Annotated in this window: 21 protein-coding genes; 6 read left to right on the top strand and 15 right to left on the bottom strand. The window is 43.5% G+C overall.

The window, feature by feature from the left end; genetic code table 11:
* Positions 1 to 28: 28 nt before the first annotated feature.
* The gene (locus tag BMY78_RS00485; protein ID WP_090893601.1) at positions 29 to 691 is read right to left on the bottom strand and encodes a hypothetical protein; all 663 of its coding nucleotides are present in this window, start codon (positions 689 to 691) and stop codon (positions 29 to 31) included.
* Between the two features lie 83 nt (positions 692 to 774).
* A complete protein-coding gene (locus tag BMY78_RS00480) occupies positions 775 to 1,260 on the bottom strand; it encodes a hypothetical protein (protein ID WP_090893599.1) in 486 nt (161 codons plus the stop codon).
* A 314-nt stretch (positions 1,261 to 1,574) separates the two neighbouring features.
* On the opposite strand from BMY78_RS00480, the gene BMY78_RS00475 reads away from it, so the two are divergent.
* Positions 1,575 to 2,096: a GNAT family N-acetyltransferase gene (locus BMY78_RS00475; protein ID WP_090893597.1), complete on the top strand. Its 522-nt coding sequence runs from the start codon at positions 1,575 to 1,577 to the stop codon at positions 2,094 to 2,096.
* Between the two features lie 409 nt (positions 2,097 to 2,505).
* On the opposite strand, the gene BMY78_RS00470 is transcribed toward BMY78_RS00475, so the two are convergent.
* Both BMY78_RS00470 and BMY78_RS00465 read right to left on the bottom strand, forming a co-directional pair.
* Complete coding sequence (locus tag BMY78_RS00470; RefSeq protein ID WP_090901816.1) at positions 2,506 to 2,946, bottom strand: hypothetical protein; 441 nt, start codon at positions 2,944 to 2,946, stop codon at positions 2,506 to 2,508.
* A 49-nt stretch (positions 2,947 to 2,995) separates the two neighbouring features.
* Positions 2,996 to 4,132 (bottom strand): EndoU domain-containing protein, encoded by a 1,137-nt coding sequence (locus BMY78_RS00465; protein ID WP_090893595.1) that lies wholly within the window; start codon positions 4,130 to 4,132, stop codon positions 2,996 to 2,998.
* A gap of 656 nt (positions 4,133 to 4,788) precedes the next feature.
* On the opposite strand from BMY78_RS00465, the gene BMY78_RS00460 reads away from it, so the two are divergent.
* A complete protein-coding gene (locus tag BMY78_RS00460; protein WP_090893593.1) occupies positions 4,789 to 5,199 on the top strand; it encodes a hypothetical protein in 411 nt (136 codons plus the stop codon).
* A 169-nt stretch (positions 5,200 to 5,368) separates the two neighbouring features.
* Here BMY78_RS00460 and BMY78_RS00455 read toward each other — a convergent pair whose 3' ends face one another.
* From BMY78_RS00455 to BMY78_RS00430, 6 genes are all read right to left on the bottom strand, one after another.
* On the bottom strand, positions 5,369 to 6,256 hold the full coding sequence (locus BMY78_RS00455; RefSeq protein WP_090893591.1) for a permease prefix domain 1-containing protein: 888 nt from the start codon (positions 6,254 to 6,256) through the stop codon (positions 5,369 to 5,371).
* Positions 6,243 to 6,569 (bottom strand): PadR family transcriptional regulator, encoded by a 327-nt coding sequence (locus tag BMY78_RS00450; protein ID WP_256221904.1) that lies wholly within the window; start codon positions 6,567 to 6,569, stop codon positions 6,243 to 6,245. Before BMY78_RS00450 ends, BMY78_RS00455 begins: the two co-directional genes overlap by 14 nt.
* 279 nt (positions 6,570 to 6,848) lie before the next feature.
* On the bottom strand, positions 6,849 to 7,133 hold the full coding sequence (locus BMY78_RS00445; protein ID WP_090893587.1) for a DUF4183 domain-containing protein: 285 nt from the start codon (positions 7,131 to 7,133) through the stop codon (positions 6,849 to 6,851).
* 82 nt (positions 7,134 to 7,215) lie between these two features.
* Positions 7,216 to 8,025 (bottom strand): DUF4183 domain-containing protein, encoded by an 810-nt coding sequence (locus tag BMY78_RS00440; RefSeq protein ID WP_090893586.1) that lies wholly within the window; start codon positions 8,023 to 8,025, stop codon positions 7,216 to 7,218.
* Positions 8,026 to 8,323: 298 nt separating this feature from the next.
* Positions 8,324 to 8,698, bottom strand: coding sequence for a hypothetical protein (locus BMY78_RS00435; protein ID WP_090893584.1), 375 nt, complete (start codon positions 8,696 to 8,698; stop codon positions 8,324 to 8,326).
* Positions 8,699 to 8,764: 66 nt separating this feature from the next.
* Positions 8,765 to 9,670 carry an ATP-grasp domain-containing protein gene (locus tag BMY78_RS00430; RefSeq protein ID WP_090893583.1) on the bottom strand — a complete coding sequence of 302 codons (906 nt, stop codon included), beginning with the start codon at positions 9,668 to 9,670 and terminating at the stop codon, positions 8,765 to 8,767.
* Positions 9,671 to 9,815: 145 nt separating this feature from the next.
* Between BMY78_RS00430 and BMY78_RS00425 the strand changes: the two genes are divergently transcribed.
* On the top strand, positions 9,816 to 10,202 hold the full coding sequence (locus tag BMY78_RS00425) for a VOC family protein (protein WP_090893582.1): 387 nt from the start codon (positions 9,816 to 9,818) through the stop codon (positions 10,200 to 10,202).
* A 129-nt stretch (positions 10,203 to 10,331) separates the two neighbouring features.
* Here the strand turns inward: BMY78_RS00425 and BMY78_RS00420 are convergent, their stop codons facing one another.
* Positions 10,332 to 10,802, bottom strand: a complete 471-nt coding sequence (locus tag BMY78_RS00420) for a DUF4362 domain-containing protein (RefSeq protein ID WP_090893580.1) — start codon at positions 10,800 to 10,802, stop codon at positions 10,332 to 10,334.
* 70 nt (positions 10,803 to 10,872) lie between these two features.
* On the bottom strand, positions 10,873 to 11,349 hold the full coding sequence (locus tag BMY78_RS00415; protein ID WP_177185618.1) for a DinB family protein: 477 nt from the start codon (positions 11,347 to 11,349) through the stop codon (positions 10,873 to 10,875).
* 175 nt (positions 11,350 to 11,524) lie between these two features.
* On the opposite strand from BMY78_RS00415, the gene BMY78_RS00410 reads away from it, so the two are divergent.
* A complete protein-coding gene (locus BMY78_RS00410) occupies positions 11,525 to 13,093 on the top strand; it encodes a stalk domain-containing protein (RefSeq protein ID WP_090893576.1) in 1,569 nt (522 codons plus the stop codon).
* 175 nt (positions 13,094 to 13,268) lie between these two features.
* Here the strand turns inward: BMY78_RS00410 and BMY78_RS00405 are convergent, their stop codons facing one another.
* From BMY78_RS00405 to BMY78_RS00395, 3 genes are all read right to left on the bottom strand, one after another.
* Positions 13,269 to 14,084 (bottom strand): putative phage abortive infection protein, encoded by an 816-nt coding sequence (locus BMY78_RS00405; protein ID WP_090893574.1) that lies wholly within the window; start codon positions 14,082 to 14,084, stop codon positions 13,269 to 13,271.
* A 188-nt stretch (positions 14,085 to 14,272) separates the two neighbouring features.
* Positions 14,273 to 17,752 (bottom strand): glycoside hydrolase family 2 TIM barrel-domain containing protein, encoded by a 3,480-nt coding sequence (locus tag BMY78_RS00400; protein ID WP_090893572.1) that lies wholly within the window; start codon positions 17,750 to 17,752, stop codon positions 14,273 to 14,275.
* A gap of 224 nt (positions 17,753 to 17,976) precedes the next feature.
* Positions 17,977 to 19,134, bottom strand: coding sequence for an epoxide hydrolase family protein (locus BMY78_RS00395; RefSeq protein WP_090893570.1), 1,158 nt, complete (start codon positions 19,132 to 19,134; stop codon positions 17,977 to 17,979).
* Positions 19,135 to 19,336: 202 nt separating this feature from the next.
* Here BMY78_RS00395 and BMY78_RS00390 point away from each other — a divergent pair, with 202 nt between their 5' ends.
* Positions 19,337 to 19,915, top strand: coding sequence for a hypothetical protein (locus BMY78_RS00390; RefSeq protein ID WP_090893568.1), 579 nt, complete (start codon positions 19,337 to 19,339; stop codon positions 19,913 to 19,915).
* Positions 19,916 to 20,170: 255 nt separating this feature from the next.
* A complete protein-coding gene (locus tag BMY78_RS00385; RefSeq protein WP_090893566.1) occupies positions 20,171 to 21,940 on the top strand; it encodes an alpha-glycosidase in 1,770 nt (589 codons plus the stop codon).
* The last annotated feature ends 163 nt before the right edge of the window (positions 21,941 to 22,103 follow it).

Genomic DNA, 22,103 nt, shown 5'->3' with positions numbered 1-22,103 from the left:
ATATCTAGTATCAATTAGCTCTTCTTCATCATTCGTATCTTGGATTCAAAGCGTCTCTCCAAACGTCATCATCCACGAAATTAACCTTTTTCTCACTAAAATAAGCTCGCGTCACTTGCTCCAGATCATTCAAGATTTGGGGCCAATCATTCTCGTTAATTTCCTTGGATTCAAAGTCCCCAACAATGTTCAGCCATCGATGATTTAACTGCCGGTACTCCTCGATCCTGGCTTTAAGTTCAGCTGTTACAGGATAACTGTTTATATCCAGCCTCTCGAACGTCATTCGCATGCGGTGAAGTGTAGGTGGCAAAATGTCATCTTGGCCTAAGTCGTTTGTAAATAATGCTGCGGGTTGTAGCAGCCAGTTGGCTTCTTCGCTGAAACTTAGATTCATCAAGTTATACTTATCTATAATCTGCGTCATATCTGTAAAGTTGTAATAGAGCTGGCTGGCTTGTTCTCCATCCTCAACCATCTCGTTTGTTATTATTTCATTCGTAAGTATTCGGTTAAATAAAATATTATTATTTATGATCGCACTCTTCATATCAACGATATCTTGGCGGACATTCATCGTTAGATACTGTTCATACATTCTTTTTTCTTTATAAAAACTATAGGTTAGTACAAGTAAGATCACAAAAGCAATACAACATCCGATCATTAAAAGTCGTTTTTTTAGTATCATGGCACTTTGTTCTCCTAAGATTTTATGGTAAAAGCACCTCTAGTTTGTGTGTAGAAGTGCTAACCTTAATAAATCCTCTTAACTCATACAATCTTTTCGCTACACCACTTTGGGTTGTACGGCTTTTGACTTAATATCAAGATATCGTCAGCTGTATAATACCACTCAGCATCATCAAACCATAGGTAATCTTCCGTGTTATCTTGAAAATACTCTACTACAAACCTATAAATAAATTTATATTCATGATTAATATTTACAACATCCGCTGCCCAAAAGTAATCTGTTGATTCGGTGAGCCACGTAAAACTATCATATGAATTTTCGACAACTTTATTCACGTTAAAAGTGAAGTACCTAATAGTTTCTTCATCATCAGTATTTGATAGGGTCTCTTCATCCACTTCAGATAGCGTGCCTTCTGCAGATTGAAAGTTGTTATCTGTTTCATGATCAACTGTTAAATGAAAACAATACATATTCGCTCTCTGTGCTGCATGCTTAAAGTTCTCAAGAGTCTGCTCCGGAGAATAATTTGAGATTTTTTTTAGAATGATTACTGAACTCATTTACTTATATCCTCCTTCAATTCGTCTAATGAGCTAATTTTATATTCTGATCTTTTAATTTTTCAACTGAGTCAGACTGAGTTTTATTTTTCACAGTTACATCTTCCATACTCGTGTGGCAGCGGGCTAAACCGCTGAAAGAAGATGCAGATTATGTCCGTAACCACTTGTAAAGGCTGATGGAACACTAGGAATACGAATATCCATTAAACCAAAAGACAATCTTCTGATGTTGAATAACGAAATAGGAATGTTATACTTGCTATAGTATATTAGTAGTATTTAGAATTAAAGTTTATTGGAGGGAAGTATTCATGAATATAGTAATTGAGAAGTTAAAAGACACTGATCTTGAAAGCTTGTATGAATTTGAGATTGAAAACAGAACTTTTTTCGAGGAAATGGTACCGTCTCGAGGAAATGATTATTACAAGCCTGAGGGTTTTAAAGTAAGGAATGAATCTCTGCTTGATGAACAAGCTAAAGGACTTTCCTTTTTTTATTTAATAAAAGACGAAAATAATTCTATTCTTGGAAGAATAAATTTAGTTGATATTGATGATTCCGATAAAATAGGATTTCTCGGCTATAGAGTGGGACAAATTCACACTGGAAAAGGTATTGCTAAAAAAGCATTAAAATTATTTCTCAATACAATAGTTGATTTAGATATAAAAGAAGTTGAGGCAAAAACAACCACCAACAATATAGCATCTCAGAAAGTTTTAGAGAAAAACGGATTCGAGCATACAGAAACTAGTGATAAAGAATTTGAAATGAATGGGCAAATGTTAAAATTCATTAGTTATAAATGGATAAATAAATCATTGTTTTAATAACCAATGCCTTCTGCTTAACCTCTCCTCCATCATCTCTCTTGAATCATCTAGAAAACCACGATTCCAGGTCCACTGGTGAGTCTCCTATTATTCCTGGAACATATGGATTGGTGTAAAGAAAATCCTTATTTATTTTCAACCCACCTTTTTGAATGGCATGTCACTAATATAGTCGAGTATATTTTAATGCTCCTTCGCTATTGTAAGTTTCTTCATCCTTATCAAAGAAAAGTTTCTCTTTTCTACATATGTTCCGAGCAGCACTCGATAAAAGATAAGTCGGCATGCTCTTTCCAAGTCTAAATAGTATAAAAGATGATATCCCCATGAATTAAATCTCCCAATAATAAGATGATACAACTTTTCACTGCTTGTCGGCCATGATCAGGGATGAGCTTTATATCAGCTATTGTATAGATTCATTTTCTATACTCTCAACTTCTAACATCTTTTGTTCAACCCATTTCATAACCATTTCCGCCTCCTTTAAAGCAATCACTCCCTTTTTACTTTTAAATTTGTAAGTTTCGTAAGCCCATAGTAATATTACTTTTACGAATTCAACTGTCTCTAACTTACAAATGGGTTCAATTTCATCTTCTTCCTCATCATAAAATGGATCTTCAATTATTGTGTAATCTTTATGTGATATGACGCTGGATGCATTTCCTCCATGTCTATATTCGGGGATTCCTCCCCTTAATAAATCAAAATAATTCTCAATATCTTTTCTCAAATCTTCAAATCTCCAAGGTATATCAGATCCTAAAGGATCACTTATCATAGTGGCGAACTTAAGTGATTTTTCCTCGTCAAAATCCATTACAACCATATTAAATTCATCCATGTATTTCAATTTATAATTATATTTTATCTTCACTAATGTACCCTCCAATTCAGTATATTGGGTATGCTGAGATTATCTTATCATTTCTCAAAATAAGCTCTATTTCCATACCTGTGCTTGTTTTCCCTATATATTTATTGTTTTTTATATTTACTTTACTATTAAAAGCTTCATTTACTGAATCAATTACCTGTTGTGGTGTCCATTCCTTTGGAAAAAATGTGGATTTGGGTCCTTTTGGTACTCCATTAATTTCAACATTGGCTTGATAGACACCAAACTCATTAGGTGTATCAACTTTCCCGACAATTTTGCCGTTACTATTTGGCATCCCTTCATAATGAAAACCATTGGCATTCCCATTTTTGAGTATTTCACCACCAAAAATATGGCTTAATCCGTTTTCTTTAGTTCCTGTTTTAAAGTTTTCTGTATTTTGTAGACTCCCGAGCCACCTCTCTTTATCTACAACAGGTTTACCATCTTGTCCAGCCCCTTCTTTACCCTTATCCGCTTCTTTCTTACCTCCCCCTAATCCCCCGCCCATATCTTCTTTCGAACGAAGCGCCCTGCCAACAAAGGCGTAGGCCAATACCTGACCCATCACAGAACCACTATAATAGCCTACCCCACTCTCATCCATCTGTTTCTTCTGCTCATCTACAAACTGCTCAATGTCAGACCTGGCTGTTCCTGTGCCCCAAGCGGCATCCCATGCGAATCCGATTCCTCGTCCAACATCGACCACTCTGCCCAAAGTCAGCCCATAGGCCACACTGGCGACCGTCCCGAATGGATCATAAAAGAGCGCCTCTGCTGTCTGTCCAATTCCCGTTACGGTCTCTCCAACCGACTTGTCGAGCAGTCCAACACCGAAATTTCGTTTCAGTTCTTCCGGAATGTACAGTGCAACCTCACCCGAACCATCCGCTGTTCTAAAATTCTTCGCTATAAATATAAATTCATTCTGAATTTTATCCAATAGCCCAATTGTGGCTGGGAAAACTTCTTTCACCTGCATAAAATCCCAGAAGAACCGCTCTCCTGTGACACCAGACCATTCGGACTGCAACAGGTAAATTGATTTTTCCAGATCCCGGACCATTCGCTCCAGTTCCAGCTTCTTCTGTTGAACCAATCGCGCTTTTTCCTCTAATTCATCGGGATGTACCTGAATACGCTGCATCTATCTTCACCGCCAACCTGACCGTAGTATATGTACCTAAATTTTAACAAGTTAGACAGGGGATTGGAATCAAACAGAGGATTCAATTTTTTATAAGTAGTCCGGTAGGTAGGAGATATCCTACAGGCAAGTATATTGCACATTAGTGCATGTTGAAGGCTAATATACTGAGCTTCTCTATCTTAAACGAAAGCGCCAGTCGATCAAATCGGCGGTCACGATCTTCTTTTGCAGCACCAATAACATACTCGTCTTAGACCTTGCGCCTGTGATTAATGAGCTTAGAGGTTCATAGAGTGTGGGGGAAAACATCTTCAACTTGGCCGGTAGAAACATCAGCGGATTATACCAGTATGTCTAGGATCATAAAGAGCAGTATCCCGAAGTTCACATTACTCACCATTCTTCCATACTCGTGTTGCAGCGGGCTATACCGCTGGGCGGCGATGATGAGGTTGCGGCGGGTTCGTCGATACAGTGACGCTCGGCGTATAGCTGTTCCAGCACTCTGCCCGTGAGTTATATGACATTCACTACTCATGTAGCGAGGAGATGAAGATACAGCAGAAGGCCAATTCTTCTTGTTCTCCTATGAACCCAATCAAAATGAATTTAATAACATAACATAAACTATCACTTTTAGGAGGTTGATATGTATGACATTAGTAAAATATTCTACTGGTCCAGTTGAAAATGCTATTAATACTGTAACAGTTCCCGGAGAGTCCAGAACTTTTTTCGCGAAGGCAGTTAATAATGGAAGTAGCAACGCTACGGTACGTGTTCGATTATTCCGTTTGAATGGAGCAAAAACTCTGGTTAGCACATTTACTTTCACTCTTGCACCAGGCTCTTCTAGCTTCCGGGTTCTGAATGTTGCTAATTTGGTTCAATTTGAAGTTGAGTATACTACAAACAGCGAACATGTCCTTGTGTCAGGATGGGGTAAAAACGCAACTGGCCGACTGGTTGCAGCTCATCGCTTTTCACCTACAGAATTGGCTAAGAAAAGTTTCGGCAAGCACTCTAAGCATTATAAACACTATAAACATTATAAAAAGCATTAATAATAATCAGTAGATTGGAGATCGACCTGCTTCTACAGAGGTGGGTCTTTTGGGTTTATGTTTCAGATTCTGCCGACCTTCTATTATTTGTATTAAAGCTCTCTTGTTTTATCAATACATAAATCAAAAAAAGCCGCCATATAGCGACACAAAAAATACTCGGTGGCTATCAAGCTAAGTTCAACTTCCTTTTCGAAGTCCATTTCCCCCAGAGCATCAATAATACAAGCACTAATGCACCGATAACCAAATTAAGTCCGATCTCCATCAAACGCTGCACATTACCATCCAGGAAAACGCCATACCCCTGAGTTACCGAGGAACTAAACTGCTCTGACGTAAAGAATGCGTAATAGAGAGTGAACATCATCATATGAACCAATGTATACATGGTGGAAAAGACAAACGGGAGTATGGATATATAACGATTTTTACTTACAGCAAAAAGGATGAGCACTTGTGTTACCAGGAACAAATCGCCTATCAACATGACTTCAATCCGACCGGAAATATCATATGAACCACTGAAAAATAACTTTTCAAACATCGTAAACGATAATCCCTCACCCCAATAATCAACCAAGATTTGAAAGTAGGCTTGCAGATATCCTAAGGCAAATAACAGTGGCAGAGATAGCAGACAAAGTCGATCTACTCGTTTACGAGTTAAACATATACAGATGCTTAATGCACTCACGGTAATCAAAACAACCGGCATAATCTCGATATATCGGTTATGTACACCGTATTGATTGGCTACTAGTCCAGCTACGAGTGTCACGATGAAAAGGATAAAACTTGCTAAAGCACAACCAAGTATCGTCCTCATATTGAATCCATATGTTTCTTTGGTTACCGTTCTGCGTAGTTCTGAAATAGAGCCAAATTGTTGGATGCTGCGTTCCATAGCCTGTTCTTCAGAATATCCCTGACTTCTATAGTGATCGGTAGACGAATGGAGATGAGCGGCCATTTCTTCTCTCCACTCGGACTTTTCCCGTTTGGACAAAAACGTATAGCGGAGTACTTGATCTAAATATTGTTCAATGACTTCCATGAAGACTCCCTCCCAAGAAAATATTGATGATCTTTATGTTATCCGTCCAAGATGTTCTCAACTTGTCGAGCTGAGTCTGACCCTCGGAGGTCATTCGGTAATATCGTCGCCGTGGTCCTCCAATTTGCTCCCCCCAATAGCCCTCAATGTACCCATTAGCCTCCATTCGTTTGAGGGCGGGATATAACGTCCCTTCTTTCAGATCAAATTGACCGTTCGTCTCGTCATGTACCATTTTGGATATTTCATACCCGTATGCATCCTGCTTACTCAGAACAGACAGTACAATACCATCAATGTAACCTTTCATCATTTCATTCCTCAGTTCTCACACCACCTACTGTGTAATTCTATGTAGTCAGCATAACAAACAAATATTGTAAAAAGCAATACATAAAATCATTTGAGATTAATGTTCTCCCTCGAATTTAGGCATATCTAGAAGGTTTATTTCTTCCTATTGCCGAATTCGGCCGTTTGTTAAGTTCGTTAATACCCTTTAGAGTCGATTGGTGCCTTGTACAAAAAAGTCCGGCTTCTATCACAGATAGAAGCCGAACAAGATAATGATGCAGCATGATTCAAGTAAGCGTTAAGACACTACGAATTGTACTACGACTGGAATTCCAGCATTCAGCGCGTCTCCACCAGGAATCGTAATTGTAGTGGTTGTAACGGAGGAAGTATCTGCTGTCTGCATAATACCGTTAATATAAAGATTGTAATAATTGAACGTGCCTGGAAATGCCGTTGCAGCTGTACCTGCGTCGTTTGTAAAAGCCGTCGCAGCAATCGCAAACGTCGCTCCGGTACCTGTTCCATCGCCAATGGTTGCAGCATATCTTAAACTGTTCTGAAAGGGTGTCACGAGTGGCATGTTTCTCACCTCCTACCTGACATAGTATATGTGGTAGATTCGAGAGTCGTGAAGGCAAAGTCACGAGGAGGTTTGACTAATTTTAACCATTTATTATATTTACTGTTAGTTGGATAGTCTCCAAGATGATCGGCGTTTCTGCAAAAAGTACACCACCTTGCGAAGGAAAAAACAGCATAACCTTATTTACTTCATATGAGTTACCTGGCTGTACGATCCCGTTGATATAAAGATTGTAGAAACTCGTAAGTCCTATTCCTGCAAATTCGGATACGCTCCCACCCTCATCATTCGCGAATTCCACGGCGGGAATCGTAACCGAGTCCAATAAATTCAGATCGGTGTCTGGAAAATAGAAGTAACGGTTTACCGTAGGAATGATCTCAATTCCGGGTACGCTGCCCGGCGGACCTTGCTCACCTGGGGGACCCGTTGGTCCTTGTACTCCGGGAATTCCTGGGAAACCCTGCTCGCCTTGGGAGCCAGCGGGACCCTGCGCTCCGGGCAGACCCGGTTCGCCTTGCTCACCCTGCGGGCCGACAGGACCCTGCGCTCCGGCAAGACCCGGTTCGCCTGGATCGCCGCGAAGGCCAGCGGGGCCTTGCGCTCCAAGTTGGCCCGGCTGCCCAGGCACACCGTGGGGACCGACAGGGCCTTGGGGGCCTTGGGCACCTTGCTCCCCTACCAGACCTTGTGTTCCATGAGGTCCAACAGTCTGAGTTTCATGTTGTCTCACCGGAGCCAGCCGGGGCCTGGACTCCCGGCATGCCGGGTTGAGGCCAATTCCCCTCGGCAAAGCAATGATTTTTTTGCCACAGACTACTTTCAGTTGTCTTATTGGACGCTTCGGTCGGAGGTAGCGCCGCTTTTTCCGGCAAGGTTTACGGGTCATAGGGCAATTCCTGAGTTTTCCCAGGGATTTTTTTCTACATTTCGGTATTGAACGTCTCGATCTTAATCGTTTGGGCGCAGCTCTTCTCTTATTCAGATACTTCAGAACGTTCACTCTCCTTAGGCCAAAGCACACAGTGTATATGCCCTATTCTATGTCCTTGCCACATTCGGAGAGTGTGCGAATAACTATGAAGGATGCCCAATAAAAAAAGACAACAGCTCCTGCTGCAGTCCTTTGTCTTAGCCATATGCTTTCATTGTTTGCTCATGAGGGTTTTTTTGGTGGACTCTTACCTCTACTCAAAATGCTGAACGATTTCTTCAGGTTTATGTGTCTCCAATGTAATCTGGCCTTTCTCAAAGAGGATCATATACGGGTATGTTTCTAGTTCAAAAATCTTCTCAAATTTAAATTTATGTTCATCACGAATATTATAAAAAGTCACGTTGGTGATTGGGCCTTCCGCCCTCAGATTCTGGTTGTTCACTTCATTCAATTCTGTCTGTAAATCAACAATAAATGGCCGCTCCGCAGGGCGATCGGTAAATACAATTAGAGAAGCATCATTCCTCTGATTTTGAGTCAAATGTTCAATGGCCTTCTCTCTATTGTTCTGACCACACCCTGTCAATAAGAGTATCAACACACTCACTATCCAGAACCTCTTCATCAAACACGCCTCCAATATATGATATAAGTTAATTCATAATCACCATGAGTTAACTCTTTTGATTGTTTACACTAATGCTCTTTTCAATTGCTTATAAAACGTCAACGGGTCAGCATAATCCGGTAAACCCGCAACCTGTCCGTCACCTAGTTCGAGAATAATCCAGGATCCGCCTTCCATCTTGGCAAAATCCATTGTGAAGAAACGACTTTGAATCGATTGGGCAATGTCCAGAAACGAAATAAATGCTTCCTTGAATGCTTCGTCCTGACCGTCATCCCAATAGTTTGAAATGTATGCAGGCTTACCGTCCATCATAAACACACGCATCTCCCGGGACAACGGCATGCCGCTCTGATCGTGGTAGGATAGAAACTCCAACTGAACATACTCCCTGAACACAAGCCCTGCATTCAATTCCTCACCTTGTAACGTCACAAAGTTATGCACAATCTGCTTCATATGCTCCTCATCCGCAGCATCTGGGATGTAACAGGCTTCCTTCCACTCATGTTTACGAGATTTTACGTAATCCTTAACGATAATCGGCTGATTACCAAACTGGCGCGCGGCCTCCTTAACGGCATCTGGAGAAGCCTGGATATCTGACATAGGCACCCAGACGGAGCGCGGTGTATATCCTTTGATTACGTCATATGACTCGGGCAAGTAATGGCAATGCTTATATTGCTCCGGTGTGTTAATGAGATATAGATTTTTTGACTCCAGGGCCTCATATAGTAGCTCATACTCTTCCGGTCTCAGCATCCAGCCGCGATATAACACGTCCTCTCGTTCTGTTGCTTTCTTCAGCCGTCTCACCGCGAGATCCGGTCGCTGGTTCACTATTAGCTCTTCCAGATGAACTAATCCCAACTCAAATCCAAATTCCTTGGCACATATATACTCTTGTTCGTAGCTTTCGTCTACCTTCTTCTCATTCAGCGGTGAACTACAAAAAATAATTTTCATATGTATCTCCTTTTTTCATTTTGCTTTATTGTGTTTCTCATACGATGTCGATCCAACTGAGCTCTAAGGTATAATAAACGAAATACTATTATATACAACCCTCGTTTTACAGGAGCTAATGATCCAATTCGAAGGAGGCTCATCCATGAAATTAGAACGACTTGATCATCTCGTGTTAACCGTAGAGAATCTGGAAGCAACGATTGCATTTTATACGAATGTATTAGGCATGCAGGTAGTTGAATTCGGCCAGGGCCGAAAAGCGTTACAGTTTGGACAGCAGAAAATCAATCTGCATGAGCGGGGCAAAGAGTTTGAACCGAAAGCTCATATCCCCACGCCGGGTTCAGCAGATCTTTGTTTTCTGGTCAGCACACCGCTGGAGGAAGTCATTGCGCATTTAACACGACAGAACACGAAGATCGAAGAAGGACCAGTCAAGCGGACAGGTGCACTGGGGCCAATCTGTTCGGTGTATATACGTGATCCTGACGGTAATCTGATCGAACTATCCAATGCTTTGTATGCATAAACCACCAGCTCTCGCTCTCCATATAGCAGCAAAAAGATCCTGAAAAGCCTCGGCTTCGCAGGATCTTTTTTTGATTTATAGCATGAATAATTACATAGCTCAACTATTTACGGTTAGATACCGCTCTCATCACTTGGGAATCGAAAAGGTACTGCCTGCCTTCTCACAACCGGTTAACACGTTAAAAACACGTCCTTGCTCACTCTTCATCGTACCGATCCCTTCGCAGGTGTTGGTCGTGATCCCCTGTTTGGAGCCATAGGCATCCCTTGAGTTATCATAAGTCGATTGAATGACTGAGCCATCGTATATCAATTCATAGATGATGGCCCCACCTTCGATGGTATACATCGTCACACGAACCTGATCCTGCTGCTTGTTCTTCACATTCTTCACAAATGTGTTCCACTTATCCTTGTTCCGCATGCCTTCGAGAAGTACAACGACATCCCCGCTTTGCTCCGCTTGCTCAGGGTTATGTGGCTCAATAATTTCCGAAAATGAATTCATGATTACTGGAGAATCCACTGTCTGATCATTTGCCTCACAGGCTGTTAACATCATTAACGCTATCGAAAGCGTGAGCAGTACTCTTTTCATCCTATCACCTCATGCTTAAGACGATAAAGTCGCTGTTCATGTTACATCTCTTTTCAAAACCCTGTTCCAATCATTGTGTGCAAGCGCTAATGTACCTTTGTATCGACTGAATGTACCCCAGATGATACCACTCATGATAAAGCGTGCGCGGAATAATTTCCCCGATGGTGTTCATGCCAAGTTCACTCTCGCGTTGCAGCGGTTCTTCAAGACGACCGGAAAATTTGCGCTTTAGCACCTCTGGCTGCATCTTCAAACGCTCCATTAATTCCTCCCACGTTGGCGGTTCTTCTGTCCATGTTGCAGGGCTTGTCCCGAATCCAAAAAATTTCTCATACGCCGTCGGAATTTCCGCCTCATCAGCAATCAGATAATGAAACCACGTATCCTGATCCAAAATGATATGTCCCACATTCCATCGAATGGAATTGTTGAAACCCTGAGGAACCACATCTACTTGTTCCGGATTCATGGCCACGCACACCTGCAACGTAAATTGCCTTACATCCTGCAGTTGATTCCAAAGAACATCCTCATTGAATTTCATGATTGTTCCTCCTCTGTTTACTAATGGTAATGACTGCTCCATAAGCTGAAACGGCGATTTCTATCTTCAATATAAAGGAAATTTTATCATTTGTATGTAACTTCGACTCTCCATAAAGTGTTTATATAGCAATGCATCATTTACGTCCATCTCATCTGAAAAAGAGGCGATACCTATGCGTTCGATTAACCCATCCAATAACATAGCAAAAGAAAAACGACGCTCTACTTCACGCTTGAATCATAGACCCAATGGGAAAGGTAAAACGGCCCGCCGATTCGCCATTGCCATGGCTGCAGCATTAGTTGTATCAAGTCTGTTGATTGAGCTGGCAGATGAGCAAACGACTCACGCAGCCACTAACGTACAGCATTCCGCCAGTAACACTTCTGTTCCATCGAATGCAGCAAACGCAGAGAAGAAACTCCACTATACCGCTGTAGAGGGGGCTTATTATTACACAGTCGCCTTAAGAAGTGATGGTTCGGTCTGGACCTGGGGCCGCAATCTCTTTGGAGAGCTGGGTGTGAGCGAGAACATTCGATATCGTCATACGTCTAGTCCAATCCGAATACCGGTACTATCTAATGTAACAGCTATTTCAGCCGCCGGTGGTGGAATCAACGCAGCCGTTCAGGCGGATGGAACGGTCTGGGAGTGGGGTGCTGGCAAACTACCAAGCAAAGTCGAAAGCATCAACTCTGCGAAGGATGTAGTGAGTGGTTCTTTTACTGTCGCCCTTCTCCATAACGGGACAGTATGGTCATGGCAGCGCCCTACCGCTCAAGGAAGCGATTCTGATCTCATACGTAAACCGCATGCGATTAGCGGACTGAAAGATGTTATCCAGGTTGGATCCGCAGGTCTGCATGGATATGCTTTGAAGAAAGATGGCTCCGTATGGACATGGAACGAGCCCGACGAACCCGGTAAAATCCTGTCCAAACCTACCAAGATAAAAGGTCTGACCAACATATCTTCGATCACAAGTACAGATACGTCCCTGCTTGCACTGGATAAGAACGGGAAAGTCTGGGGTTTGGACGAGACAGGGAAAGCATTCGCCTTTCATTACGACTTCAAGGTGAAAAAGATGGATGGAAATTCGCAATATATGTTATTACTCACGACATCCGGTGAGGTATATAGCTACGGAAGGAGCGTGAACGGCAAAGAAGGCAAAGTAAACCATTTATCCGGCATTACTGATATTTCAGCAGGATATTACCACAGTCTTGCCTTATCCTCGGATGGAGCCGTCTGGGGCTGGGGAAGTGATAAATACGAGGAAGCGGGTGCACCTGCAACGTCATCTGGTGGCATGGTCTACAAACCCGTTCAAGCCAAAATTGGCACAGATGTATATCTGAACGGTGAGTTGTTCCAGTCGATGTATGCCGCTGTTGAAACGGCTAAGACCGTGCAACTGCCCATCAAAGCCATCGCAGCAGCACTCGGAGCAGAATTTGAGATTCACCAGGTGGAAGGTAGCCTGAACCACTATACGTTAACATATGACAATCGGACAATCACAATCCAACCTAACGAAACACAGTATGTTATAACTTCCGCAGATGTGTCTGGGGAGAGAGTCATGCAGCTGCCTGAACCCATAAATAACTACTCGGGAGCAACCACAGTGCCTTTTGAGGTATTGCGTGGTTTGGGATTGAACGTGTCCTGGGATTCAGAGAAAGCAATGCTGACCATTGACGATGCTGATAAAAAAGAGTCAGGAAGCTAAAAAAGTCCATTTCTTTCTAAAAACACGCGCTTCTTGTGACTTCTGCATTTTCTATTCTATATACAGCATCTCCTTTTTGGTTACTAAGAGTCTAGCGTATGAATTGGATGAAAGAACTTCGTAAAGAATCTAATCTAAATAAAAAGAGTGACGGTTATCCGTCACTCTTAAATAACTAAGAAGTCATCCACTCATAATGATGCCGAGCGAAATGATTTAATTCACTTATATCAGTAAATTTCTCCAAAAATAATCTCGTCTCACTCTTGTATCCCAATGTATAGAAAATCAGAAATCGTTCGTCCTCTGATAATTGAGAGAGAGCAATACGGGTATAATTCGAATCTCTCAAATCTTCTTCTGTGTTCAGACCATGCTGCTCAATCAATTCAAGTATACAATAATAGTTATTAAGGTAATGTTTAATATGCCGACCTTTAAGTCTAAGAAAATCTTCTATTGTTTTATTCAAATCACGCTTATGATCAGCACGTTTCAATTCATCATAGAGAAACTCTCGTAGTTTCTCTATGGCTCTTCTTCCCTCATAAGGTTTATCATTCATTGATGCAATTAAATTGTGATGGAGTTCGATCATTTTAAAAAAAGTGTTTTCAAAGCTTTGCTGTATCATTACATTTTTTTGTTGTTCTAATTGATCACCATTACGAGCCACTTCCAAACGTTGCATCTCCAACTCTTTTCTTTGTAAACTCAACTCATATCTCTGAATGAAAAGAGTGTACACTAATCCTCCAAAAGCAAAAGCAGAGAAAAGTGCATTGATCGCTCCAAACATATCACCAAATGTTCCCCTGTCACTCCACTCCGAGAATGCATAGTAAATAATTACTCCTGATAGACACCAGATAACCAAAAATCCTAATAAAATTGCTTTAAAGTTCACAATAACATTCGGCTTGTCTTGTTTTTTAATTGAATCCAAATCTTCTAACATAAACTTTCTAACACTAGACTTAAGACGATTCATATGTATATTTTCTCCTTTAGGTGACTTTCTCAGGAAAATTATACATAACAACAAGCAATGTGACCATCCTGAACAAAAGAGATTTAAAAAATCCCCTTCAGGTAAACGTCCTGTTCTGAATGAACACCGTTTACTTGAAGAGGATGGATATAAATCATCTCTAACCCTGAATTACTATATTTGGACTCCTACTTCTCGAACCGGAACCAGCCAAAGTCAAACTGACTACCCGGCAGGAAAATAAAGGTCACCTTCTGCACACCTTTAACTTGCTCAAGCTCAAACACCCGCTCCTCATATCCATCGGACTGTGTGAATTCGACCAGCTGATTGCTCTGTCCGTCCTCACCTGCAAATCGGATATGGATCGTGTTTTTATCAATCGGCGAACGTCCATAGATCACAAGCTTGGATGTGCCTTCGGCCGTGAAGTCCATATTTTCGAACTCCAGCGACACATTGTTTCCGATCCCCTCAACATGATCACCCTCGATCTTGAACGTATCCCCGTAGAGATGATCGCATGATGCAGCCGTATTCTGTTCAAATGCCCGACTTTGGCGCTCGAACGAGAAGCCTTTGATATGAATCTTCTGCTTCAGTACAAAACAGATCGACGTAATCCCGCTCAGCCGCTTGGACAGATGATACGTCTCTTCCTGATACACATTCCATCTGGATTCTTTGTCATACACCACATCTGCCAGCAGTGTACTTCCCTCTTCATCCGGCATGCCTTCCCAGATCTGAATGAAGTACTCTTCACTGGACAGCGCAAAGATTGGAATCGTAATGGTGTCAGATCCATAAGGCCCGAAGTCAATGTTGCGGAAGCCCACATGTGTCTCCCCGTCCCGGCTTGTCGCTACCCCGCGTTCATTGCCGTTACCGACATCCCCTTTGGTGTAATCGTACAGCCCGCCAGTAATAAAGCCGTATGGATCTTTGTAAGCCGTACCTAGACCTGTTGCTTTGAACTCCAGTTGGGAAATCAGTTTCGTTTTATCGGTACCGTTACTGCTCGTCGCACGAAGACGGAATTCCCCATCGCCCAGAGCGGATACGTTGACTTCCAGACCGTTGGCTTCGACCTTGGCAATGTTGGATTCGATACCTGCGTCGTTCACAACTGCCCACTCAATATCCCGATAGGATGTGTTCTCCGGATACAGCTTGGCTTTCACCGTCATCTCCTGTTTCGATTCATCGAATAGCTGTCCACCTTCGCTGACAATCTCGATTTTTCGCAAAGGAATCTCCTGCACGTGGCCCGTCAGAACCGGACGTTCTGTATTACTCATGAGTACGATATGCTCCTGACCTGCAGCGGCCTCGGAATCACCTAAGGTACGATCTCCTGCGCCTGCAACAGCTCGTGATTCGAACTCGGCAGCTGCACTTTCCAACCCTTCCGAAGTCACCTCAATCCGTACGGTTCCCGATTCGTTCGTTGCTCCGATGATTGCCATCAGCTTGCCGCTGAACAGTCTTCTGCTGAGACCTTTGTATGGATCATAGTCCGTGCTATCTCCATTATCCAGACCCAATAGACGACCTGCACCTGTCACTTGGACCTGCACACGGTTGTTTGCATTTTGCACGGGATTGCCCGCTACATCTTCCACTTGGATTTCCACGAAAATAAGATCCGTACCGTCCGCTTGCAGCTGCTCCCGATCGGCTTGCAGACGAATCTTCTTCGCATCTGTAAAGGATTTTTGCACATCCGTTGCAATAACGTTGCCGTGTTCATCATAAGCGATCGCTTTGAGCTCGCCTTCTTCATATGGCACTTTCCACCAGCCTGCCAGCTGGGTTCCCTTTGTATGATCGATATCATACGTGCCAATCGTCTTGCCATTCAGCTGCAATTCAATCTTCGGCGCATTACTGCACACGCGTACATCGATCAGCTGACCAGGACTGAAATCCCAGTAAGGGAACAGGTGAACCATCGGACTTTTCTTGTAATCCGTCCAGGCCGCTTGGTAGATATAATAGGAATCCTTCGGGAACGTTGCTGTATCCAGCTGTCCAAAATACGAATTCTTCGTATGATACGGTGTTGGTTCTCCAATATAATCGAATCCCGTCCACAGGAACTGCCCCAAGGAATACGGCGTATCTCGTTCCGCCAAAATGCAATATTCTGCTGACTTTGCGCCCCAGCTTGTTGTACTGTTACCCAAAGCTGAGCACTGCTCGTCATCGTCGGCCAGAATGGATTGCTCGAACGGGAAGTGATAGATCCCACGGCTCTGCACCACAGACGACGTTTCACTACCATAGATAATCCAGTCCGGATGTTCTTCGTGATGTTTGTCGTAGTATTTTTCCGCGTAGTTATAACCTGCGAGCTTCACGATATCGGCGCATTTTTGTGCGTTTTCCCACGGCATGTAGTTCGAACCGATCGTCACGCCTGCATTCCCTTTTGGATCGAATTCCAGTACATACTCCATCAGCATCCGGGTTACTTCTTGGCCCCTCTCATCCGCATGAGTGTCGTAAATTTCGTTACCGATACTCCACATGATCAGACTTGCATGGTTACGATCACGCTTGACCCAGCTCTTCACATCAGAATATGCCCACTCCGGGAAAAATCTCGCATAATCGTAAGGGGTTTTGGCTCTCTCCCACATATCAAACGCTTCCGAAACGATCAGCATACCCATCTCATCCGCAAGTTCCATGAATTCTTTGGCAGGCATGTTATGAGCGGTCCGGATGGCATTGACGCCCATTTCCTTCAACAGAGTAAATCTTCTGCGCAGCGCCGTTAGGTTAAAAGCAGCCCCGAGCGCCCCGAGATCATGGTGTTCACACACACCGTTCAGCTTCATCTTGACCCCATTCAGGTGGAATCCTTCGTTTGCATCCAACTTGATATCCCTGAAACCAATCCGCTGTGTGGCGGTCTCGATCGTCTCATAGCCCTGCTCACCTGTAGCTACTAGCAGTTCCGTTACCAGATCATACAGATTCGGTTCATCCGGGCTCCATAACTTCGGAAGATCGACCGTCAGCTTTTGGCTGTTGGATTGTATCTCTCCATGTCCGGCGTCTTGACCCGCTGTAGCTGTAACGTCCTCTTTGCTGGATACGATCTGATTACCCTGATACCAAATCGTGTGCACAAGTTGTGCGTTCTGATTGAGACTCAGCTCTGTATCCACCTCAACCTGCCAGCCTTCTGTCTGCTGCTGAATCGATACATAGGTACCGTCTGTGACAATATGATTCCGATCTCTCGTTTTGAGCCACACATTGCGATAAATGCCAGCCCCCGAATACCATCTGCTGTTGGGACTCTGATGCACAACCTTGACTACAATTTCATTGTCACCTTCCACCAAAGCACTCGTGATCTCATGCTCAAAAGCCGAATAGCCGTACTTCCATTCCCCCACAAGCTGACCGTTCACATATACGGAAGAATCCATATACACCCCGTCAAAGCAAAGCAGAAGCTGCTGATCATCCTTCTTATATGGGAATGTCTTGCGATACCATCCGATGCTGTCCTCATACAGTTCAAGCGTATTATAGATCAGCCAATCATGGGGAAGCTCAACCGGTTCAAACGTTAACCCCGCAGGCTCCGTAACCTCCAGCTTACTTTTCGCAAATTGCCATCCATCCGTAAAAAGCTTTTTCTGATTCATGTCAGCTCTCACCTTCTGTGTATATTATGATTGCGGTTACAAACAACAATAGACCACTTACCGAAAACCTTTTCGAAAATAACTTGGTGAGACAATAACACTTCACCCGATTATATCATCTGACCGCCTCTGTACGTCACTTTTTGAGAAGATTGAAGAAAAAAAAGTCCCACTTTAGATATCCAAGTCGGGACCTTACGAATTCTACCAAATATATAACTGCATTAATTATTCATAGCTCGAATCGGTCTGTAGAATGCCCGAATATCATCTGCCAGCAACTCCGGTTCTTCCAATGCCGTAAAATGCCCTCCACTTGGCATGGACGTCCAACGCGTTACGTTCAGGTTTTGCATCGCCCAAGACTTGGGCGGCAGCACGATATCCGCAGGAAATATGGCAATGCCTGTCGGAACTTCTATACGTCCCAATGGTGGCAAGGAATGTGAATTTTCGAAGTACATACGTGTGGATGATCCTATGGTGTTCGTAACCCAATAGATCATAATATGAGTCAGCAACTCATCCTTGCTAAATAGTTGATTGAGGTCGCCTTTACAGTCGCTCCAAGCACGAAATTTCTCAATGATCCAAGCGGCCAAACCTACTGGGGAATCGGAAAGTCCATACGCAAGTGTCTGAGGTTTGGTTGATTGAATGGACATATAACCCCCCTCTTGTGAAATCCAGGTTGAAGCATTTTTCTTGTACTCTCGTTCTTCCTCCGAACGTTCTGCCTCATCCTGGGAAGATAAGAGATCTCTTATGATACCAATATCCGTTAAGTGGATTCCAACTAGAAGTTCAGGATTATTCGATGCCAGATAACGTGTAACGCCAGAGCCAATATCTCCACCTGCAGCAGCGAATTTATTGTAGCCTAATTCTTTGGTCATTAGTTTGGCCCACATCTGGGAGACACCAGAATTGTTGATTCCAGGTTGGTCAGGGCGACTAGAGAATCCAAATCCAGGCAATGAAGGCACAATGACATCAAAAGAGTCCTCCGGATTACCTCCATGACTCGCGGGATCGGTCAGGAGAGGGATAATCTTTTGATAACGAAGATAGCTATCGGGCCAGCCATGGGTAAGAATAATCGGCAGAGGGTTAGGCCCTTTACCACGTTCATGTACGAAGTGCACATCCACCCCATCCAACTGGCAACGAAACTGGGAAAATTGATTCAACCTGGACTCTTGTGCTCGCCAGTCATAATGATCTCTCCAATAAGAGACAAGTGATTTTAAATAACTAATATCTGTTCCTCGCTCCCAGCCGGAATCTACAAATTGATCTGGCCAACGGATGTGATGCAGCCGATATTGCAAATCGTCCAGAATCTCATCGGAGACATGAATATGAAAACGTTCAACAGTCATCAAGATTTCCTCCCTTTTTGCTGATTCACAACGTTATTATATCCTTTTAAACTTGCATTTTGCACGGTTATAACTGAAGCAAACAACTTCATATTGATTCATAGATTCCATCTCTGTAAATCGATTCCTGTAATTTCTTGTCGTGCTATGTTAGATTATCCATTGGAATAATATCACATATATAGATAGGGGAAATTAGAACGTGAAGAAATCATGGGTACTATCAATTATTATGAGTTTTGTTTTGCTCGGCGGGGTACTCGCACCTGCAGGGTCCTATGCCGCTGCGGCGGATGACTCAACCACTACATATTCGGATGATGCATACTCCGAGGTTGATACAACAGAAGAAGAGCCGGAACTTACAGCCGATGAAGAGGATTTCTTGAACTACCTGGATCAACTGGATAGCGCATCTGTGTATGAGGAGAAAGCCTTCAATGCTTTGGTGGGCAGCTCATACATTACGTCTTCCAATCGCAAATCGGTTTTCCTGAAATTGACCAACACAGCGATTCCTAACTACACCAAATATGTATCTATGCTGAAGCTGATCAAGCCGCAAAATGCGGAACTGCAAAAAATTCATGCCAGCCTGATCAAAGGAAGCTACACACAGCTGGAAGGATTCCAACTGGCTAAAAAGGCTGTATCGAAAACAACGATAAACAGCGCTGTTCTGAAACAAGGTAACGCCAAAATCGATACGGGTAAGAAAAGCATTGAGAAGTTCCAAAAAGATTTGTCTGCCTATGCCAATAAACTTGGGTATGATTTTTAAAACAAAAACCCAAATTGAATGGTGACTCCAAAAATCATCCTTATCTCATAAATGAAGTGAAAGCGCAACTTGCGTTTTGAATTCGATAATTTGAGAATTAAGGAAAAAAAGTGTTTTCTTTTTCCAATTTAGTTCGTATAATAGCACTATAATCAAAAGGCTATGCTGCCGAAAGGTACAACCTCGTGAACATTGGGGTTGTGCCTTTTTTGCGTTTATAGCCATATTATCCATCCCAGATAAGGAGTGAATGCTATGTTACTTGAAGCTATTTATCACCGTCCCAAAATGAATTGGTCCTACGTATATGACCGTTCCACCATGCACCTGAGACTCCGTTCCAAGCGGGGCGACCTGGATGCGGTTATTGCCATCATCGGGGATAAATATGCGTGGGATCGTACGGTCCTTCACCTTCCGATGCGAATCTTTGCCCGTGATGCCCTGTTCGATTATTGGGAAGTGGAAGCGCAACCACCTTACCGCAGATTGCGTTACGGCTTCCAACTGATCGAGGGAGAAGAATCGGTCTGGATGACGGAACGGGGATTCGAACAGGCTCTGCCTGATCATCCGCTGGAATTTTTCGATTTTCCATTTATGAATCCAGCAGATTTCTTCGAAACGCCTGCTTGGGTTAAGGATGCTGTGTTCTATCAGATCTTCCCTGAACGTTTTGCCAATGGTGATCCGTCGATCAGTCCAAAGAACGCTGAGCCCTGGGGTGGTGAACCGACTCCTGTCAATTTTTTCGGAGGTGATTTACAAGGCGTTTTGGACCATCTCGACCATCTGAGTGCGCTTGGCATTAACGCCATTTATTTCTGCCCAGTGTTCCAGGCTACAACCAACCATAAATACAATACCGCAGACTACCTGAAGATCGATCCGCACTTTGGCACTAATGAGAAAATGAAGGAGCTTGTGGATGCATGCCATGCACGTGGGATACGGGTAGTTCTGGACGCGGTGTTTAACCACTCCGGCAGAGAGTTCCTTCCGTTTGCGGATGTGCTTGAAAAAGGGGCTGCTTCCCGTTATGCGGATTGGTTCCACGTCAGAGAATGGCCAGCACGTATCGAGGACGGTATTCCCACATATGATACCTTTGCCTTTGAACCCCTTATGCCCAAACTGAACACGGAGCATCCCGAGGTTAAGGAATATTTGCTGGAGGTGGCCCGCTACTGGATTCAGGATATGGGTATCGACGGTTGGAGGCTGGATGTTGCCAATGAGGTAGACCATCAATTCTGGCGTGAATTCCGGCAAACGGTCAAATCACTTAACCCGGATGCCTATCTGCTAGGCGAAATCTGGCATGATTCCATCATGTGGCTGCAGGGGGATCAGTTTGATGCAGTCATGAACTATCCGTTCACGAATTCAGTCATGGATTACGCTGTGCTTGGCAAGCTGGACGGTCTCGGATTTGCCAACGAGGTTGGCAAACTGCTTGCTGCGTATTCACAGCCTGTAACCGAAGCAGCTTTCAACCTGCTCGGCAGTCATGATACACCAAGACTGCTCACCCTATGTGAAGGGGATGTTCGCAAGATGAAGCTGGCTGTCATTCTGCTGCTTACGTACCCAGGCGCTCCTTGTATTTATTATGGTGACGAGGTAGGACTTGATGGTGGCTATGATCCAGGTTGTCGCAAATGTATGGAGTGGGACGAACAGAAGCAGAACAAGGATCTGCTCGATTTCTTCACCCAAGCCATTGCCCTGCGTAAACAACACGCTGCATTGCGCAGTGCAGACATCACCATGATTTACGCGGAAGCCGCAGATCCGTGCATTGCCATCGGACGCAAGGATCAGGATACCGGGGAACAATTCGTCCTCGTCCTGAATGCAAGCGAAGAACCGCGCAGTATGGAGCTGCCACTACATCAAGGGACTTGGCGTAATGTATTCTCAGCCACAGCTCGGGAAACTCAGCAGAACAAGCTGAAACTGGACTTGGAACCATACGGTTTCTCCCTGTTACAGCTGGATGTCAAATCACACGTGAAGGCATAATATTTACGTTAATCACAGTCCTTATCGAAGCTATCCTAGATCATTTGCAACGAGAAGTTGTGTATGTTTATCTCTCAAAGTGCAAAAGGGGAACCATCGGTGCATCATGCATCCGAAGGTTCCCCTCTCCTGTTACAACTCATGATGTCCCCTGCTGCATTGG

This window comes from Paenibacillus sp. OK076, assembly GCF_900110055.1.
In the GTDB taxonomy this organism is placed as follows: Bacteria; Bacillota; Bacilli; order Paenibacillales; family Paenibacillaceae; genus Paenibacillus.
The sequence above is the reverse complement of the archived record's forward strand: the minus strand, read 5'-3'. Positions and strand labels throughout refer to the sequence as shown.

Coding starts and splice junctions, on each gene's coding strand:
- BMY78_RS00405 (WP_090893574.1), bottom strand. CDS start 14,084: ATGAATCGTCTTAAGTCTAGTGTTAGAAAGTTTATGTTAGAAGATTTG.
- BMY78_RS00485 (WP_090893601.1), bottom strand. CDS start 691: ATGATACTAAAAAAACGACTTTTAATGATCGGATGTTGTATTGCTTTT.
- BMY78_RS00455 (WP_090893591.1), bottom strand. CDS start 6,256: ATGGAAGTCATTGAACAATATTTAGATCAAGTACTCCGCTATACGTTT.
- BMY78_RS00445 (WP_090893587.1), bottom strand. CDS start 7,133: ATGCCACTCGTGACACCCTTTCAGAACAGTTTAAGATATGCTGCAACC.
- BMY78_RS00480 (WP_090893599.1), bottom strand. CDS start 1,260: ATGAGTTCAGTAATCATTCTAAAAAAAATCTCAAATTATTCTCCGGAG.
- BMY78_RS00435 (WP_090893584.1), bottom strand. CDS start 8,698: ATGAAGAGGTTCTGGATAGTGAGTGTGTTGATACTCTTATTGACAGGG.
- BMY78_RS00385 (WP_090893566.1), top strand. CDS start 20,171: ATGTTACTTGAAGCTATTTATCACCGTCCCAAAATGAATTGGTCCTAC.
- BMY78_RS00450 (WP_256221904.1), bottom strand. CDS start 6,569: ATGATGAAAGGTTACATTGATGGTATTGTACTGTCTGTTCTGAGTAAG.
- BMY78_RS00475 (WP_090893597.1), top strand. CDS start 1,575: ATGAATATAGTAATTGAGAAGTTAAAAGACACTGATCTTGAAAGCTTG.
- BMY78_RS00415 (WP_177185618.1), bottom strand. CDS start 11,349: ATGAAATTCAATGAGGATGTTCTTTGGAATCAACTGCAGGATGTAAGG.
- BMY78_RS00410 (WP_090893576.1), top strand. CDS start 11,525: ATGCGTTCGATTAACCCATCCAATAACATAGCAAAAGAAAAACGACGC.
- BMY78_RS00425 (WP_090893582.1), top strand. CDS start 9,816: ATGAAATTAGAACGACTTGATCATCTCGTGTTAACCGTAGAGAATCTG.
- BMY78_RS00430 (WP_090893583.1), bottom strand. CDS start 9,670: ATGAAAATTATTTTTTGTAGTTCACCGCTGAATGAGAAGAAGGTAGAC.
- BMY78_RS00470 (WP_090901816.1), bottom strand. CDS start 2,946: ATGGATGAATTTAATATGGTTGTAATGGATTTTGACGAGGAAAAATCA.
- BMY78_RS00400 (WP_090893572.1), bottom strand. CDS start 17,752: ATGAATCAGAAAAAGCTTTTTACGGATGGATGGCAATTTGCGAAAAGT.
- BMY78_RS00465 (WP_090893595.1), bottom strand. CDS start 4,132: ATGCAGCGTATTCAGGTACATCCCGATGAATTAGAGGAAAAAGCGCGA.
- BMY78_RS00440 (WP_090893586.1), bottom strand. CDS start 8,025: ATGACCCGTAAACCTTGCCGGAAAAAGCGGCGCTACCTCCGACCGAAG.
- BMY78_RS00395 (WP_090893570.1), bottom strand. CDS start 19,134: ATGACTGTTGAACGTTTTCATATTCATGTCTCCGATGAGATTCTGGAC.
- BMY78_RS00460 (WP_090893593.1), top strand. CDS start 4,789: ATGACATTAGTAAAATATTCTACTGGTCCAGTTGAAAATGCTATTAAT.
- BMY78_RS00420 (WP_090893580.1), bottom strand. CDS start 10,802: ATGAAAAGAGTACTGCTCACGCTTTCGATAGCGTTAATGATGTTAACA.